Origin of the sequence: Yersinia nurmii (assembly GCF_001112925.1) — a bacterium.
GTDB classification, from domain to species: domain Bacteria; phylum Pseudomonadota; class Gammaproteobacteria; order Enterobacterales; family Enterobacteriaceae; genus Yersinia; species Yersinia nurmii.
The window spans coordinates 56,837-73,298 of record NZ_CPYD01000008.1; the positions used below are offsets into that span (position 1 = coordinate 56,837).

Here is a 16,462-nt window from a genome sequence, read left to right on the forward strand (position 1 = left end):
CTTATAGCGATAAGTCCTGTAGCCGCTCAGATAAAGGTTCCTGAGTCGACTGTTGTGCGTCTATGTCATCCTTGACTTGTTGATACCAGGTCTGTTCATCCCACAGTTCAAACTTGTTGAACTGCCCAACCAGCATCACTTCTTTACTCAGCCCGGCGTGTTGACGCAGTGTATTTGCAATCAACAAACGCCCGGAGCCATCCATCTGGCATTCGCTAGCATGCCCCAACAATAAACGCTGAATACGGCGCTCGGCAGGAACCATGCTCGACAGACGAGAAAGCTTTTGTTCAATAATTTCCCATTCGGGCAGCGGATAAAGCAACAGGCATGGTTGGTGAAGGTCGATAGTGCAGACCATCTGTCCTTGCGATTCCTCGTTCAGCAAATCCCGATAACGGGTAGGTACGGCAAGCCGCCCTTTGCTGTCGAGGTTAACCATCGTTGCCCCACGAAACATCGTTGAGTCACCCCTTCATGGCCTTATTTGCCACTTTATCCCACAAATCCCCACATTAAAGAGTTTACGGATGGTATGAAAACCTTGTCAAGCCAGAGCAGAAGCGGTTTGGCAATATTTATGGGTCTATTTTGAGATATATCTTGTAGAAGGGGCGTTTTCAGCAAGTAGCGTGGAAATTAACGTCATGATAAACGGGCTATTTTTCCGCCAGATGATTTTACTGATTAAATAACGATTAATTTAGCAATTAATTGTCACATTAATTCCTTCTGCAAGGGATGTCTCATTTCCAGTATAAAAATTGCACAATGCAAAATATTAGGAATTAGGCCTATCTCCCGCTGTGACTGGCTGCGCTGGGGAATGTTAATGCAGAACATTCCTGCGGATAATCTTCGTGAATAATACCAATTAAAATTATCAGACGTTCGCCGTGGGCGCATTTTACTTCAATTACTCAGAGGAATATGAATCTATTTTGAAATAAATTATTAGCCGCTGATTATCCGCCCCTTTTTAATAAGAGAATGCGTTTTAAGAAAAGTCCCAAATTAGTAACACAGCGCCAATGTATTTTTCCCGCCTTTCAATATGGCTATTAGCCGCTAATCAACTTCCCCTTGACACTTAAAAACGCCAGTAAATTTAATTCATTGTTTTTAAAGCATAAACATACATCCCACCGCGTAATTCACCATAAACAAGCCTTTACAGGCCAGTTGAAAGTATAAAAATCATACAAGTGTTAAAAATAGAAATTTTAAGCTAGTTATATTAAATAAAGTGGTCATGTAAACTACCATGAAAGCAAAACACCAGATGATAAGCCTTAAATTAACAAAAAATCAGAAACATACCACTAACAGAAAGCACACATGATTTGATCTATTAACGGATTTTCCCCCAATATGGGAGGTAATGACGATGTTTTCTACTGATTCTCGCTTACGTAGCGCCGTTGCAGATACCTTTGCTCTGGTGGTGTATTGCTTTATCACCGGTATGGCGATTGAAATACTGATTTCAGGCATGACCTTTGAGCAGTCGCTTTCTTCACGCCTGCTTTCCATACCGATTAACATCCTGATTGCCTGGCCTTACGGCATGTATCGGGACAGTTTTATCCGTCTCGCTCAACGATGCGCGGGACAGCATTTTTGGGCGAAAAATCTGGCCGACTTACTGGCCTACGTCAGCTTTCAGTCTCCGGTTTACGCTATTATTCTGTGGACGGTCGGCGCAGATTCCCAGCAGATCATCACGGCAGTAGCCAGTAATGCGGTCGTTTCTATGGTTATGGGCGTGGCCTACGGCTATTTTCTGGAATATTGCCGCCGCCTGTTCCGCGTGGCTGGGTACGTGTAAGACAAGGATTGAAGTAACCGCGACAGATATGATTCGGGCACCGATTAAGGTGCCCGATAGCATTTTAGCGAAAGTATTCAGCGCGTTATTTGCGGCTTAAACTACCGCGACGGAACAGATTACGACGAATACGCGTCAAGCCCGGTTTCGGTTTATGCGGTTCATCCAGACTCGCTAGCACCAATTCCAATACTCTTTCTGCCACGTCACGGTGACGCTGCGCCACCGCCAACACTGGACATTCCAGGAAATCCAACAGCTCATTATCACCAAAGGTGGCGATAGCCAGATTGGTGGGCAGGCGGCCACTTTGCTGCAAAGTGACATCCAGCACGCCCTGTAGCAATTGGAAGGAAGTGGTGAACAACGCCTGCGGCATTGGGTGAGTTTTCAGCCATTCGGCAAACTTCACTCCGGAAGCTTCCCGCTCATAGCTATTTGCATACAGATAATCCACTTTACGCGGATCGTCCTGCCAAGCCTCACGGAAACCCTGCTCACGCAGGAAGCTCACCGAAAGCTCCGGCAAAGCACCAAGATACAGAATGGATTCCGCCGGGAAAGTGCGTAGCTCTTGCGCCAGCATCAAGGCATCGTCCTGATCGGCACCCACAACGCTGATAAAGTGCTCGCGATCCAACGCTCTATCTAACGCGATGATAGGCAGGGATTTATCTGCCCAGCGTTGATAAAAGGGATGTTCTGGCGGCAGCGCCGTCGAAACGATAATCGCATCGACCTGACGTTGTAACAGATGCTCAATACAACGCATTTCGTTATCAGGTTGATCTTCAGAACAGGCGATCAATAGCTGATAGCCGCGCTGTCGCGCCTGCCGCTCAAGATAATTCGCAATACGTGTATAACTGGTATTTTCAAGATCCGGAATCACCAGACCAATGGATCGGGTTCTGCCCGCGCGCAAACCTGCCGCTACGGCGTTAGGGTGATAATTGTGTTCACGTACCACAGCCATCACTTTTTCTACTGTTTTATCGCTGACCCGGTACTGCTTCGCTTTGCCATTAATGACATAACTGGCCGTAGTGCGCGAAACACCCGCGAGACGCGCGATTTCATCCAGTTTCACGTTAACCCCTTATAAACCCTGTAAAGTTATGAAAAGCAGATCTGTCTGCCGGGTTTTTATATACATAGTTTAACTATGGATATAACCCATGATAGATCTAACCGCAGAACACCCCATTGAGCAACCGCTTTCATCTTAAGATGTCACTATCAGGCTTAAAAATGCAAAAAAAAGCTCTGCTTCAAAGCAGAGCCTCAGATTTATCTAATTTATATGCCCGATTTCTGCTTAACGCATGATTTTCTCACCGCGAGAAACGCCAACAATGCCGGAGCGAGCAACTTCAACAATCTCAGCCACTTCCCGCACCGCATTAAGAAATGCGTCCAGTTTGTCGCTGGTTCCTGCTAATTGAACGGTGTACAACGTCGCGGTAACGTCAACGATCTGGCCGCGGAAGATCTCGGTGCAACGTTTGATTTCTTCACGTCCGTAACCGCTAGCCTGTAGCTTCACCAACATGATTTCGCGCTCAACGTGCGCACCGGGTACCAGTTCGCTGACTCTCAATACGTCCACCAGCTTATGCAACTGTTTCTCAATTTGCTCCAGTACTTTCTCGTCACCCACGGTCTGAATGGTCATACGGGACAGCGTTGGATCATCTGTAGGCGCCACGGTCAGGCTTTCAATGTTATATCCGCGCTGTGAAAACAGGCCGACAACCCGAGACAACGCCCCAGATTCGTTTTCCAATAATACTGATAAAATCCGGCGCATCATTAGGTCCTCTCCGTTTTGCTTAACCACATTTCGTCCATACCGCCACCGCGAATTTGCATCGGGTAAACGTGCTCGGTTTCATCAACGGTGACATCCACAAATACCAGACGATTGGTTTCAGAAAGCTGCGTTAATGCTTCGGCCAGTTTTGCCTCCAGCTCGCCTGGGGTGCGAATGGCGATACCGATATGTCCGTAGGCTTCAGCCAGTTTGACAAAATCAGGCAGAGATTCCATATAGGATTGCGAATGGCGGCCAGAGTAAATCATATCCTGCCATTGTTTCACCATGCCCAGATAACGGTTGTTCAGGTTCAACACCAACACCGGCAGGTTATATTGCAACGCCGTAGATAGCTCCTGAATATTCATTTGGATACTACCGTCACCGGTTACGCAAACCACGGTTTCATCCGGTAACGCCAGCTTGACGCCCAGCGCCGCCGGTAGGCCAAAGCCCATGGTTCCCAAACCGCCGGAGTTGATCCAACGGCGCGGTTTATCAAACGGATAGTACAGTGCAGCAAACATCTGGTGCTGCCCGACGTCAGAAGTCACGTAAGCATCGCCTTTGGTCAAACGATGCAGAGTTTCAATCACCGCCTGAGGCTTAATACTGCCACTTTCTTTGTTGTAACCCAGGCAATCACGAGCGCGCCATTGTTCGATAGACTGCCACCAATCGCGTAACGCATCGAAATCCTGCGTACAGTCGATTTGCGTCGCCAGCTCCAGCATTTGCTTAAGTACCTGTTTGGCGTCGCCAACAATAGGAATATCTGCATTTACCGTTTTTGAAATAGAAGTTGGGTCAATATCAATATGCAGAACAGTGGCATTCGGACAATATTTAGCCAGATTATTCGTGGTACGATCGTCGAAACGTACCCCTACGGCAAAGATCAGATCCGCGTTGTGCATCGCCATATTGGCTTCAAAAGTACCGTGCATTCCTAGCATGCCTACGCTTTGACGATGTGTCCCAGGGAAACCCCCTAATCCCATTAACGACGTCGTCACCGGAAGATTCAGTTTTTCTGCCAGAGTGAGCAATTCTTCGTGGCAGGCGGCGTTTATCGCCCCGCCGCCCACGTACATAATAGGTTTTCTGGCTGCCAGAATGGTTTGCAATGCGCGTTTAATCTGCCCGCGATGGCCTTGTACCGTTGGATTATATGAACGCAGGCTAACCTGCTCTGGATAGGCATAAGGCAGTCTCAGCGCCGGGCTGACAATATCCTTCGGCAAATCAATCACTACTGGGCCAGGCCGTCCACTTGAGGCCAGATAAAAGGCTTTTTTCAGCACTGAAGGAATGTCTTCGGTACGCTTAACCAGAAAACTGTGTTTTACCACTGGCCGGGAAATACCGACCATGTCGCATTCCTGAAAAGCATCATAACCAATGAGCGAGCTAGGCACCTGCCCTGACAACACCACCATTGGAATAGAATCCATATAAGCTGTGGCAATCCCGGTTATGGCATTGGTTGCACCGGGGCCGGAAGTCACCAGCACCACTCCGACTTCGCCAGTGGCACGAGCATAGCCATCGGCCATGTGTACCGCACCTTGTTCATGACGAACCAGAATATGATCGATTCCCCCAACCGTGTGCAGGGCATCGTAGATATCAAGTACGGCCCCGCCGGGATAACCGAATACATGTTTTACGCCCTGATCGATTAACGATCGGACTACCATCTCGGCTCCTGACAACATCTCCATGGGTTTTGCCTCCGGGCTTAGTTTTACTTTTTGGACAACAGAAAAAGATTTCTACGTCGTCCTGTAGGAAAGGCACGAGGCCCAACTCTTGTTATTTTTCGAATATGATTAATTAACATAACGTCAGAATTTCTAGCAGGCAAACGGCAAATCAGGTGCTAGGAGGAGGTTCACTCTGTGACACGCTGCATTCATTAATTTTACAAAAATAAAACACTAGCAAGACCGCACATTTTGTCGGGATTGTGTCGGAGGGGGAATCAATAACAGAACTAAATGAGGTAATGACTTTTGCCGGAATATTGAGCAAAAACCGTTATTCACGGGACAAGAACGATGGGAAGAGCAAGCTGGCATCAAAAAATACCAAGCCCCGCGGGCTACACCTAGTTTCCAGATGCTGCCCGCAGGGCTTGTCGATAACAATCACGAATCTGATTAATGGGTCAGCATATTAATCGCGATACATAGAATCAATTTCGAACTGATAGCGTTGAGAAATAATTTTGCGACGCAGTTTAAGCGTTGGCGTCAACTCGCCAGACTCCATTGAGAAAGCCTTTGGCAGCAGCGTGAAGCGTTTTACCTGCTCAAATTTCGATAGCTCTTTCTGCATATCTTTCAAACGCTGTTCGAACATTTCCACAATGTGACTATGACGCAGCAGTTCTAGACGATCGTGATATTTTAAATTGATCGATTTGGCATATTCTTCCAATGATTCGAAACAAGGCACGATCAATGCAGAAACAAATTTGCGCGTATCGGCGATCACTGCAATTTGCTCGATAAAACGATCCTGACCCAAGGTGCCTTCGATCATCTGCGGAGCAATATATTTGCCCCCCGATGTTTTCATCAAATCTTTCAAGCGTTCGGTGATAAACAGGTTACCAGCGCTATCAATGGCACCTGCGTCGCCGGTTTTTAACCAGCCGTCTTCAGTCAATGTCGCCGCCGTTTCTTCCGGTTTATTCAGGTAGCCACGCATCACTATTGGCCCACGAACCTGAATTTCATTTTCCGCGCCGAGACGCACTTCAATACCCGGTAACGGCTTGCCGATCGAACCAAAGCGGAAATCATTTTCTTCCCAGCAGGAAACCGTCGCGCAGGTTTCCGTCATGCCGTAGCCATATTTAATATTGACGCCAATGGCTTGGAAAAACAGGATGATATTGTCATCAAGGCGCGCACCGGCTGCCGGTAAAAATCGCACGCGACCACCGAGCACATTACGCAATTTTTGCAGCACTAAGCGATCGGCCAAAGCGAACAAACGATCGGAAAGCCATGAGGATTTACGTCCTTCCTGCTGGCGGCGAAATTGTTTCTCACCGCAGCTGACCGCCCAGTGGAACAATACCCGACGATGGGGTTTGGCTTGTGCGACTTTCTCATGAATGGCCGAAAAAACCTTTTCATAGAAACGAGGAACGGCACACATTACTGTTGGGCTAACGGCCTGCATTGCTTGACGAACCCAGTCAGTATTACTGATGTAAACATTTTGCGCGCCGGTATGCATCACATAGAAACTCCACGCGCGCTCAAAAACGTGAGAAAGCGGCAGGAAACTCAGAGAAACATCGTCGGTAGTCAGCGTTAAACGCTCATCATGCAAATACAGCTGCGCCGCCATATTGCGGTAATCCAGCATCACCCCTTTAGGTTCGCCGGTGGTTCCCGAGGTATAAATCAGGGTAAACAGATCGTCTAAATCACAGCTATCGATACGCTTATTCAGCAAAAACAGCAGTGTTTCATCGGGATCGATTTCGAATGAAGCAAGGTGCTGAGCATACTCGCAGCCACGTAAATCAACCGCCGGATCCAGCGCTACGATAGTTTCCAACTGCGGACACAGGCTTTTCAGCGTTATCGCCACGTCATACTGCGACTGCTCACCGACAAACAGAATGCGAATATCGGCATCATTGACCACAAAGGCCGCCTGCGCCGCCGTATTAGTCGCATAAAGTGGAACGCTGATCGCACGAATTTGCAAAATAGCCAAATCAGCTAAAGACCATGCCATGCTGTTATTGGCAAAAATGCCCACTTTGTCCTGCACCGCTACGCCTTTAGACAGCAGCGCAGCAGAAATGCATTGAACCTGATGGCCTACCTGCTGCCAGCTAAGTTGAGTTTCTGCTCCGGGAGACCACTGGCGAAAGGCCGTCTGATCAGCACGATGTTTAATTTGCTGATGCAATCGACGCACCAAGTGGTATTGCTGCAATTTATCTATCATAGAAATGCTGCCCAGGGTTGAAATAAACAAATGTAGTGAATACGTAAAGCATAGGATGAAGCTCCCCTTTGGCCAAAGTTTCGGCTTACAGGTGTTCACTTTTTTCGCGCAGTCTACTCACTCTTAGCCCTATGGCAAACAAATTTCGGCGTAAGAATGTGAGGTGAAACTGATTTCACCGCGGATTTCAGTGAAATTGGTGAGGTCTATCGCAGATGGCGGACCAGCATCTGAGAGAAGTATTGCGGGAATAAACACAGAATAACGGAAAGAAAAAATTTTAATGAGTGCCGCTACGCAACAAAACTACTGAGGTACATCAGTACCCCAGTAGTAACAACGCCAGTAGCCGTTAATAAAGTTTAAATTGAAAGGCTAAATTGGCTTAATAAGGCTTTCATCCACTGATGACCTTTATCGCGATCGGTAGATTCATGCCAGGTTAGATAACAGGCTCGTGTAGTATTTGCCCAAGGTAATTCAATAAGTTTTAGATTAGACTCTTCACTACATATATTAATTAACCAGCGAGGAACAATAGCCACGTAATTTGTTTTAGATACAACGTTAAGAACGCTATTCATATCCGTGCTTTCATAGGAAATAGTATGGGATAAGTCATTAGCCTCATAATAGTTCTTGCTAAATGAACCCACTTTATCCAAAGAATCCACGGCATGTTGTTCTTCAAAAAGTTGCTCTGAAGTAATAGATTCATTTATTCGCGGATGATCTTTTGAAACAGCCAATACCAATTCATCATTAAATAAAAGCGTGCGTTTAAATTCAGGCCGTTCAAATTCGGTATAACCTATCACAAAGTCTGTTTTCTGATAGCGCAACTGATGTTCAATATCATCATTTAAGTATGACTTAATTGATAACTGTACGTGTGGGCCGCACTGCTTGACTCGCCCTACTATTTCGGCGGTCAGGCGAACATCAAGCGGACTACAAATGGAGAGATTAAACAAACGTTCGCTACTTTTTGGCTCAAACCCAACGCCGGGCAATTCATTATGGACCAATTGTAATGCCTGGCGAACCGGCCCAAACAGCTGTTTAGCTCGGACTGTCGGCTGAATACCTCGACCGCTACGGAAAAAGAGTTCGTCATCAAACATCAGCTTTAAACGCGCTACGGCGTTGCTCACCGCCGGTTGTGACATCCCCAAAGATTGCGCCGCGCGGGTCACGTTCTGCTCTTGCATAACGGCATCAAAAACCGTGAGTAAATTAAGATCAACGCTACGCAAATGGACATCAAACGATTCTTTTTGAGTTACTGGATTTGCAGTTACCAAGTTGTGTTCAGACATGCTTAACTCCACTAAGCTTTATGCAGATGGTTCTATTAGGAGTATGACTATCTTTTAATAGCAGCAAATTAATTACTGATATATTAGATGTCTCACAATTAATATAACCAATGATCTCAATTGTTATCGTTAGGAAAGATAACCACTGAGTCTCGTCCTTGTATAAAATGTGAAACCACGTATCACATCTAACGCATCCTATTGTCAGAATATTTTCCATAGATAAATAAAAAGTGGAACGTGGCATGTTATCACTGGAATCACTAATTTCCAGAAATGTGATGATTAACCTCCAAGTGACATACAAACACTCACCTTATAAGATACAATGATTCATAATCATGCCATTATTAAATAATAATTTCATAAATTAAACCTTATTAGTTCTTAAAATAAGCTAACAACAGCCAAATAGTTAAATTTTTTACATTGACATAATAAACATTAAGTGTGAATTAATAAACCAAAGGTTTATAAATATAATCGCTGCGTATGCTAACTCTAATTATATATAAATATATTTATGATAATTAAATAACGCCAATAGTGGACGTCGTAAGATGCCTTATTACATTAATGCTATCTGTCATTTTTATCCACCTTATCAAGTTTGTCAGAGGATAATTTTACTTAAACAAAGGTTAACTATTCACCAAAGAGGCTGGAATCGAACGGAGCATTATAGTTAAGCATAATAACCCGCTTTTAATCACACTTGCGAAACAATCAATAATATCCACAACGGCAAGATGAAACATAATTCTAAAATTAAGCCAGGTAAAGGATTTAATACCAAAAATAAGGTTAACAAAAACCTCAAACCAGTTTAAGTCGCCATTCCAAACAAAAGTTGACACCCCTGTTAAAATAACGTATCAAATTAGGAAGCAAAACAATTAACCGATGAGAAGCTGATAACGATGTTCTACTCCAACCGTCTACTAGGCCTACTACTAAACGCATCTTACTTGCGCGGTATGTTGGTGGACGGAAATCAGAACTGATTCAGCCATCAAGATTCAGAAACCCGCGCAAATGCGCGGGTTTTTTTTTACCCGTCGCGCGCTAAATAAAAAAGTTACTCAGAAAAATAAGGAATTACCCGATGAGCCAACAAGTCATTATCTTCGATACTACCTTGCGTGACGGCGAACAGGCGTTACAGGCTAGCCTGAGCGTGAAAGAGAAATTACAGATTGCGCTGGCGCTGGAAAGGATGGGCGTCGATGTTATGGAAGTTGGCTTTCCCGTTTCTTCCCCTGGCGATTTCGAATCGGTGCGTACCATAGCCCGTGAAATTAAAAACAGCCGAGTCTGCGCCCTGGCGCGCTGCGTCGATAAAGACATTGATGTCGCCGCCGAAGCCTTGCGTATCGCCGAGGCTTTCCGTATTCACGTATTTTTAGCCACATCGACATTACATATTGAATCCAAATTAAAGCGCACGTTTGAAGATGTTATGGCGATGGCCGTTCACTCGGTAAAACGTGCTCGTAATTATACCGATGACGTTGAATTTTCCTGTGAAGATGCAGGCCGCACGCCAATTGATAATTTGTGCCGGATTGTAGAGGCCGCGATTGGCGCTGGGGCGACCACGATCAACATCCCTGACACAGTGGGTTACACCACGCCTTATCAGTTCGGCGGAATAATCAGTAACTTGTATGAGCGTGTTCCAAACATCGATAAAGCCATTATATCCGTTCATTGCCACGACGATTTGGGTATGTCGGTCGCGAACTCCATCACTGCCGTTCAGGCTGGCGCGCGTCAAGTTGAAGGAACAATTAACGGTTTGGGCGAGCGCGCCGGTAACTGTTCATTAGAAGAAGTGATTATGGCGATAAAAGTACGTCACGAAATGCTGGGTGTGCATACCAATATCAATCATCAGGAAATCTACCGCACCAGCCAGTTGGTCAGTAAATTATGCAACATGCCAATTCCTGGCAATAAAGCCATTGTTGGTAGCAATGCTTTCGCTCACTCTTCCGGTATTCATCAGGATGGCGTACTGAAAAATCGTGAAAATTACGAAATCATGACGCCGGAATCCATTGGCTTGAAAGAAGTTCAGTTAAACCTGACCTCCCGCTCTGGTCGCGCCGCAGTAAAACACCGCATGGAAGAAATGGGCTATCAGGATAAAGATTACGATCTGGATTCCTTATATGACGCTTTCCTGAAACTGGCGGACAAAAAAGGCCAAGTATTTGATTACGATTTAGAAGCTCTGGCCTTTATTAATAAACAACAGGAAGAACCGGAGCATTACCGTTTGGACTATTTCAGCGTTCAATCTGGCTCCAGCGTGATGGCCACGGCGTCAGTGAAATTGGTGTGTGGCGAAGAAATAAAATCTGAAGCTGCCACCGGTAACGGCCCGGTAGACGCCGTTTATCAGGCAATTAACCGCATTACCGAATATCCGATTGAATTAGTGAAATATCAATTATCTGCCAAAGGTCAGGGTAAAGATGCGCTGGGTCAGGTGGATATCGTAGTGGAACATCAAGGCCGCCGTTTCCACGGCGTCGGATTGGCCACTGACATTGTTGAATCCTCCGCTAAGGCATTGGTTCACGTATTAAATAACATCTGGCGCGCTCAGCAGGTAGAAATAGAAAAACAGCGCTTGCAACAAAATACTCAGGAAATGGTGTGAACATGACGAAAAATTATCATATTGCCGTTTTACCCGGAGACGGCATTGGCCCAGAAGTGATGGCGCAGGCAAACAAAGTGTTAGACGCCGTACGCCAGCGCTTTAACATGCGAATTTCCACCAGCGTTTATGATGTCGGCGGTGCTGCTATCGATCGCCAAGGCTGCCCTTTGCCTACGACAACCATTAACGGCTGCGAGCAGGCTGACGCGATTTTATTCGGCTCCGTCGGCGGTCCCAAATGGGAACATTTGCCGCCGGACGAACAACCTGAGCGCGGCGCTTTGTTGCCTTTGCGTAAACATTTTAAGTTATTCAGTAACCTGCGCCCTGCTCGTTTGTATCAGGGTCTGGAGGACTTTTGCCCATTGCGCAGCGATATTGCTGCCCGTGGCTTCGATATTCTGTGCGTACGTGAATTAACCGGCGGAATCTATTTCGGCCAGCCGAAAGGTCGCGACGGCCAAGGCATGTATGAGCGCGCCTTTGATACCGAGGTTTATCACCGTTTTGAAATTGAGCGGATCGCCCGTATTGCCTTTGAATCCGCGCGTAAACGTCGTAGTAAAGTCACTTCGATTGATAAAGCCAACGTATTGCAAAGTTCTATTCTGTGGCGCGAAGTGGTGAATGCCATTGCTGCAGATTATCCGGACGTCGCGCTGTCTCATATGTATATCGACAACGCCACCATGCAGTTGATTAAAGATCCATCTCAGTTCGACGTATTGCTGTGTTCCAACCTGTTTGGCGATATTTTATCCGATGAGTGCGCCATGATTACCGGTTCTATGGGCATGTTGCCATCTGCCAGTCTGAACGAGCAGGGCTTTGGCTTGTACGAACCTGCGGGCGGCTCCGCGCCAGATATTGCCGGAAAAAATATCGCTAACCCGATTGCGCAAATTTTATCGGCATCATTGTTATTACGCTTCAGTTTAGGCGAAGACGATGCCGCCGACGCCATTGAACGCGCAGTTAATCTGGCGCTTGAACAAGGCTATCGCACCGCTGATTTGGCGGGTGACGGCAAATCTATTGGCACCAATGAAATGGGCGATGTCATCGCACGCTTTATCGCTGAGGGGATTTAACATGGCCAAGACCTTATACCAAAAATTGTACGATGCACATATCGTCCGTGAAGCCCCGAACGAAACGCCATTGCTGTATATCGACCGGCATTTGGTGCATGAAGTGACCTCACCACAGGCTTTCGACGGCCTACGTGCTATGGGTCGTCCGGTACGTCAGCCGGGTAAGACTTTCGCTACTATGGATCACAACGTTTCTACCCAAACCAAAGACATTAATGCCAGCGGTGAAATGGCGCGAATTCAGATGCAGGAACTGATCAAGAACTGTGCCGAATTTGGCGTTTCTTTATATGACTTGAACCATCCTTACCAAGGTATCGTCCACGTTATCGGCCCGGAACAAGGCATGACATTGCCGGGAATGACCATCGTATGCGGCGATTCCCACACCGCAACTCACGGTGCCTTTGGTTCTTTGGCTTTCGGTATCGGTACTTCGGAAGTTGAGCATGTATTAGCGACTCAAACTCTGAAGCAGGGCCGCGCTAAGACCATGAAAATTGAAGTCAACGGTGAAGTTGGCGCAGGTATTACCGCTAAAGACATCGTATTAGCGATCATCGGTAAAACCGGTAGCGCAGGCGGCACTGGGCACGTAGTGGAATTCTGCGGCAGTGCGATTGAAGCCTTGAGCATGGAAGGTCGAATGACCTTATGCAATATGGCAATAGAAATGGGTGCTAAAGCAGGTTTGGTCGCGCCGGATGATGTCACTTTTGACTACCTGAAAGGCCGCCAGTTTGTGCCAACCGGTGCGAATTGGGAGCAAGCAGTGGCCTACTGGCGCACGCTGAAATCCGATACCGATGCCAAATTTGACACCGTGCTGACATTGAACGCTACGGATATTGCGCCGCAGGTCACATGGGGCACTAACCCTGGTCAGGTCATTGCCGTTAACCAAATTATTCCAGCGCCTGAGTCTTTCAGCGATCCGGTTGAGCGCGCATCGGCGGAAAAAGCCTTGGCTTATATGGATTTGCGTCCGGGCATTAAGTTGACTGACGTGCCTATCGATAAAGTATTTATCGGTTCCTGCACCAATTCACGTATTGAAGATTTACGCGCTGCGGCGGCTATCGCGCAGGGCAGAAAAGTAGCTCAGGGTGTACAAGCTATCGTGGTTCCTGGCTCCGGGCCAGTAAAAGCCCAGGCAGAAGCCGAAGGTTTGGATCAGATCTTTATCAACGCTGGTTTTGAATGGCGCTTGCCGGGCTGTTCCATGTGTTTGGCGATGAATAACGACCGTCTGGAGCCGGGCGAGCGCTGCGCTTCGACCAGTAACCGTAACTTTGAAGGCCGTCAGGGCCGCGGCGGGCGCACCCATTTGGTCAGCCCTGCAATGGCGGCAGCGGCGGCGGTTAGCGGCCATTTTGCAGATGTGCGCGATTTATCCGCGTCCACACATTAATCGGAGACACCATAGTGGCAAAATTGATTCAACACACAGGTTTAGTCGTTCCGTTGGATGCAGCGAATGTCGATACCGACGCCATCATTCCTAAGCAGTTTTTGCAAAAAGTGACGCGCACTGGCTTCGGCCAGCATTTGTTTAACGATTGGCGTTTTCTGGACGATGCAGGTCAGGTGCCTAACCCTGAGTTTGTACTGAACCACCCGCGCTATCAGGGCGCGTCGATTTTACTGGCGCGCGAAAATTTTGGCTGCGGCTCATCTCGCGAACATGCCCCTTGGGCACTGACCGATTATGGTTTTAAGGTGGTTATCGCCCCAAGTTTTGCCGATATCTTTTACGGTAACTCATTCAATAACCAATTATTACCGGTGACGTTAAGCGAAGCGGATATTGATACTTTATTCCAGTTGGTAGAGAGCCAGGAAGGTATCGAGTTCGTCGTGGATTTGGAAAAGCAGACCGTCATCGCCGGAGGCAAAAGTTATGCCTTTGAAATCGATGGTTTCCGCCGTCATTGTATGATGAATGGGCTGGACAGTATCGGTTTGACGTTGCAGCACGAGGCCAATATTTCGGCCTATGAGCAGCAGCAACCCGCATTTTTACGTTAATTTTCAGCAAAATTACGCTCGGTCACTTAGCGCTCAACTAAGTGACCGGGGTGAATGAGTGCAGCCAACGCCGCTGCGGCGTGAAAGATGCAGGGGATTTAGATAGCCCTGACTCTGCTAAATATCCCTAATGACACTGTCGCCAGTAACGCAGCCATCCAATAAACCGCGTAATGCCCCAGATTCTCTGTTAGCACGCCTTGTAAGATCCCAGCTAAAATTACGCCGGTTGATATGCTATTGGTAAACAGCGTCGTTGCGGCACCAGCCCTGCCCGGCATCAACTCCTGAAAATAAAGCATACCTATACCTGCAACAATACCGATGAAAACGGCGTTGAAAATCTGCAATAGCATCAGCGCAGTTTTGAACTTAAACAGGATCAAACCAACATAAAACACGATACCTGCGGCCACTGCAAATAGCATAATTTTACGCATACCAAAGCGTTTAACCGAGTAACCCGCCAGCAGCATAATCGGGATTTCCAGCCCCGCGGCGGTTCCCATCAGTAAACCGGCCAAACGTTCCGGCAAACCGAGATCTGAAGTGATGTATAACGGCATATCGATGATATACATGGTGTTACAGGTCCACATCAGCATCGAGGCAATGAACAGTAACAGCACGTTTTTATCGGCAAAAAGCTTGGCATTAATCACTACCGGCGCGTCTTTCGGCACTTCAGCTTTCGGCACCGATGGCAATAAGAACCCGACCAGAATACCGCTTAATACGAATATTCCGGCGGCAACGCTGAACATCAAAGTGAAGCCATAGTTCAACGCCAGCATAAACGATAGCGGTGGGCCGATAACCCAAGCCAAGGATAATTGCGCTCTCATTATCGAACTAAACATCACTACTTCTTTCGCCGAGCTGTCGGCATATTCCCGCGCTAAAGCAAAAATCTGCGGCATGGCCGTATTGGCCACTGAGGCTAATAGCACGCCAACGGTAATCAGTGTCAGATAATCACGATTAAAGGCAAATAGCAGACAGTTACCCACCGCCATCAGGTAGCACAGCATGATTAACTTGCGGCGATCGCCTCGCAGATCCGAGCGTTTCGCCAGCACAAAGCTCACCGTAATTCCAGCAATAGCGTTAACGGTATAAAAAAGCCCAACCCATAAAGGGCGTACATTGACCTCTGTGGTTAAAAACAAACTGAGGGTTGGAGCCTGCAGTGCACCGGCGATGCCAGAAAGAAAAGCCACCACAAAAAAAGCAATAAAGACGGGATTAATTCGTCGGGAATAAGTCAGAGCAGATTTCATTACAGGCTCCATCGCCAGAAACCACTTTAGATTCATATGCTACAGAAGGCACATTGCGGTGAACAGCAACAATAACTATATAGCTAATAATTACTCGGCAATAAAAAAGCCAGCAGGCTGCCCCACTGGCTGGTGAATTGCACCATTACTCAGAAATTTTTGATGATAGGCAGCGCCCCTGCCGAACAGCGAAAGTTAAATCCAGATTCCATCGGTACTAAATAGGTTCAAACTAAATATGTTTGCGGTATTCTTTTTCCGGCATTTGCTGAATGTCCCATTGGGTGACATCTGCCAACATCCGTAACCGCCATTCCATCGGCACCCAGCTCAACCAATCGGCCTGCTGCTGCCTGATGGCTCTAAAATAGCGCTGGTAAAACTGTCTGGTTAAGCACTTTTTCATCATGCTCCTCCCCTTTCATTACTGATAATTATCTGCGTAATA

13 protein-coding genes are annotated in these 16,462 nt (G+C 47.0%); 5 read left to right on the forward strand and 8 right to left on the reverse strand.

What is annotated here, in order from left to right; all coding sequences use genetic code 11:
• Position 1: 1 nt before the first annotated feature.
• Positions 2-460: a division/cell wall cluster transcriptional repressor MraZ gene (gene mraZ, locus AD970_RS11245; RefSeq protein WP_049598834.1), complete on the reverse strand. Its 459-nt coding sequence runs from the start codon at positions 458-460 to the stop codon at positions 2-4.
• A gap of 927 nt (positions 461-1,387) precedes the next feature.
• Here mraZ and AD970_RS11250 point away from each other — a divergent pair.
• Positions 1,388-1,828, forward strand: a complete 441-nt coding sequence (locus tag AD970_RS11250; RefSeq protein WP_049598836.1) for an L-alanine exporter AlaE — start codon at positions 1,388-1,390, stop codon at positions 1,826-1,828.
• Between the two features lie 85 nt (positions 1,829-1,913).
• On the opposite strand, the gene cra is transcribed toward AD970_RS11250, so the two are convergent.
• The 5 genes from cra to leuO form a co-directional block, all read right to left on the reverse strand.
• Positions 1,914-2,918: a catabolite repressor/activator gene (cra, locus tag AD970_RS11255; protein WP_049598839.1), complete on the reverse strand. Its 1,005-nt coding sequence runs from the start codon at positions 2,916-2,918 to the stop codon at positions 1,914-1,916.
• Between the two features lie 228 nt (positions 2,919-3,146).
• On the reverse strand, positions 3,147-3,638 hold the full coding sequence (gene ilvN, locus AD970_RS11260) for an acetolactate synthase small subunit (RefSeq protein WP_049599104.1): 492 nt from the start codon (positions 3,636-3,638) through the stop codon (positions 3,147-3,149).
• A gap of 2 nt (positions 3,639-3,640) precedes the next feature.
• Entirely contained in the window at positions 3,641-5,368 is a 1,728-nt protein-coding gene (ilvI, locus tag AD970_RS11265; protein ID WP_049598842.1) for an acetolactate synthase 3 large subunit, read from the reverse strand.
• 454 nt (positions 5,369-5,822) lie between these two features.
• Positions 5,823-7,622, reverse strand: a complete 1,800-nt coding sequence (locus AD970_RS11270) for an AMP-dependent synthetase/ligase (RefSeq protein ID WP_049599107.1) — start codon at positions 7,620-7,622, stop codon at positions 5,823-5,825.
• Between the two features lie 362 nt (positions 7,623-7,984).
• Complete coding sequence (gene leuO, locus AD970_RS11275; RefSeq protein WP_049598844.1) at positions 7,985-8,941, reverse strand: transcriptional regulator LeuO; 957 nt, start codon at positions 8,939-8,941, stop codon at positions 7,985-7,987.
• Between the two features lie 1,105 nt (positions 8,942-10,046).
• Between leuO and leuA the strand changes: the two genes are divergently transcribed.
• The 4 genes from leuA to leuD are packed head-to-tail and all read left to right on the forward strand — an operon-like array spanning position 10,047 to position 14,734.
• The gene (gene leuA / locus AD970_RS11280) at positions 10,047-11,609 is read left to right on the forward strand and encodes a 2-isopropylmalate synthase (protein WP_049598846.1); all 1,563 of its coding nucleotides are present in this window, start codon (positions 10,047-10,049) and stop codon (positions 11,607-11,609) included.
• A 2-nt stretch (positions 11,610-11,611) separates the two neighbouring features.
• Entirely contained in the window at positions 11,612-12,703 is a 1,092-nt protein-coding gene (gene leuB / locus AD970_RS11285) for a 3-isopropylmalate dehydrogenase (RefSeq protein WP_049598848.1), read from the forward strand.
• Position 12,704: 1 nt separating this feature from the next.
• Positions 12,705-14,117, forward strand: a complete 1,413-nt coding sequence (leuC, locus tag AD970_RS11290) for a 3-isopropylmalate dehydratase large subunit (protein ID WP_049598851.1) — start codon at positions 12,705-12,707, stop codon at positions 14,115-14,117.
• A 14-nt stretch (positions 14,118-14,131) separates the two neighbouring features.
• Positions 14,132-14,734 carry a 3-isopropylmalate dehydratase small subunit gene (gene leuD, locus AD970_RS11295; protein WP_049598854.1) on the forward strand — a complete coding sequence of 201 codons (603 nt, stop codon included), beginning with the start codon at positions 14,132-14,134 and terminating at the stop codon, positions 14,732-14,734.
• 98 nt (positions 14,735-14,832) lie between these two features.
• Here the strand turns inward: leuD and AD970_RS11300 are convergent, their stop codons facing one another.
• A complete protein-coding gene (locus AD970_RS11300) occupies positions 14,833-16,014 on the reverse strand; it encodes an MFS transporter (protein ID WP_049598857.1) in 1,182 nt (393 codons plus the stop codon).
• Positions 16,015-16,246: 232 nt separating this feature from the next.
• Entirely contained in the window at positions 16,247-16,423 is a 177-nt protein-coding gene (sgrT, locus tag AD970_RS18890) for a glucose uptake inhibitor SgrT (RefSeq protein ID WP_209429076.1), read from the reverse strand.
• Between the last annotated feature and the right edge of the window lie 39 nt (positions 16,424-16,462).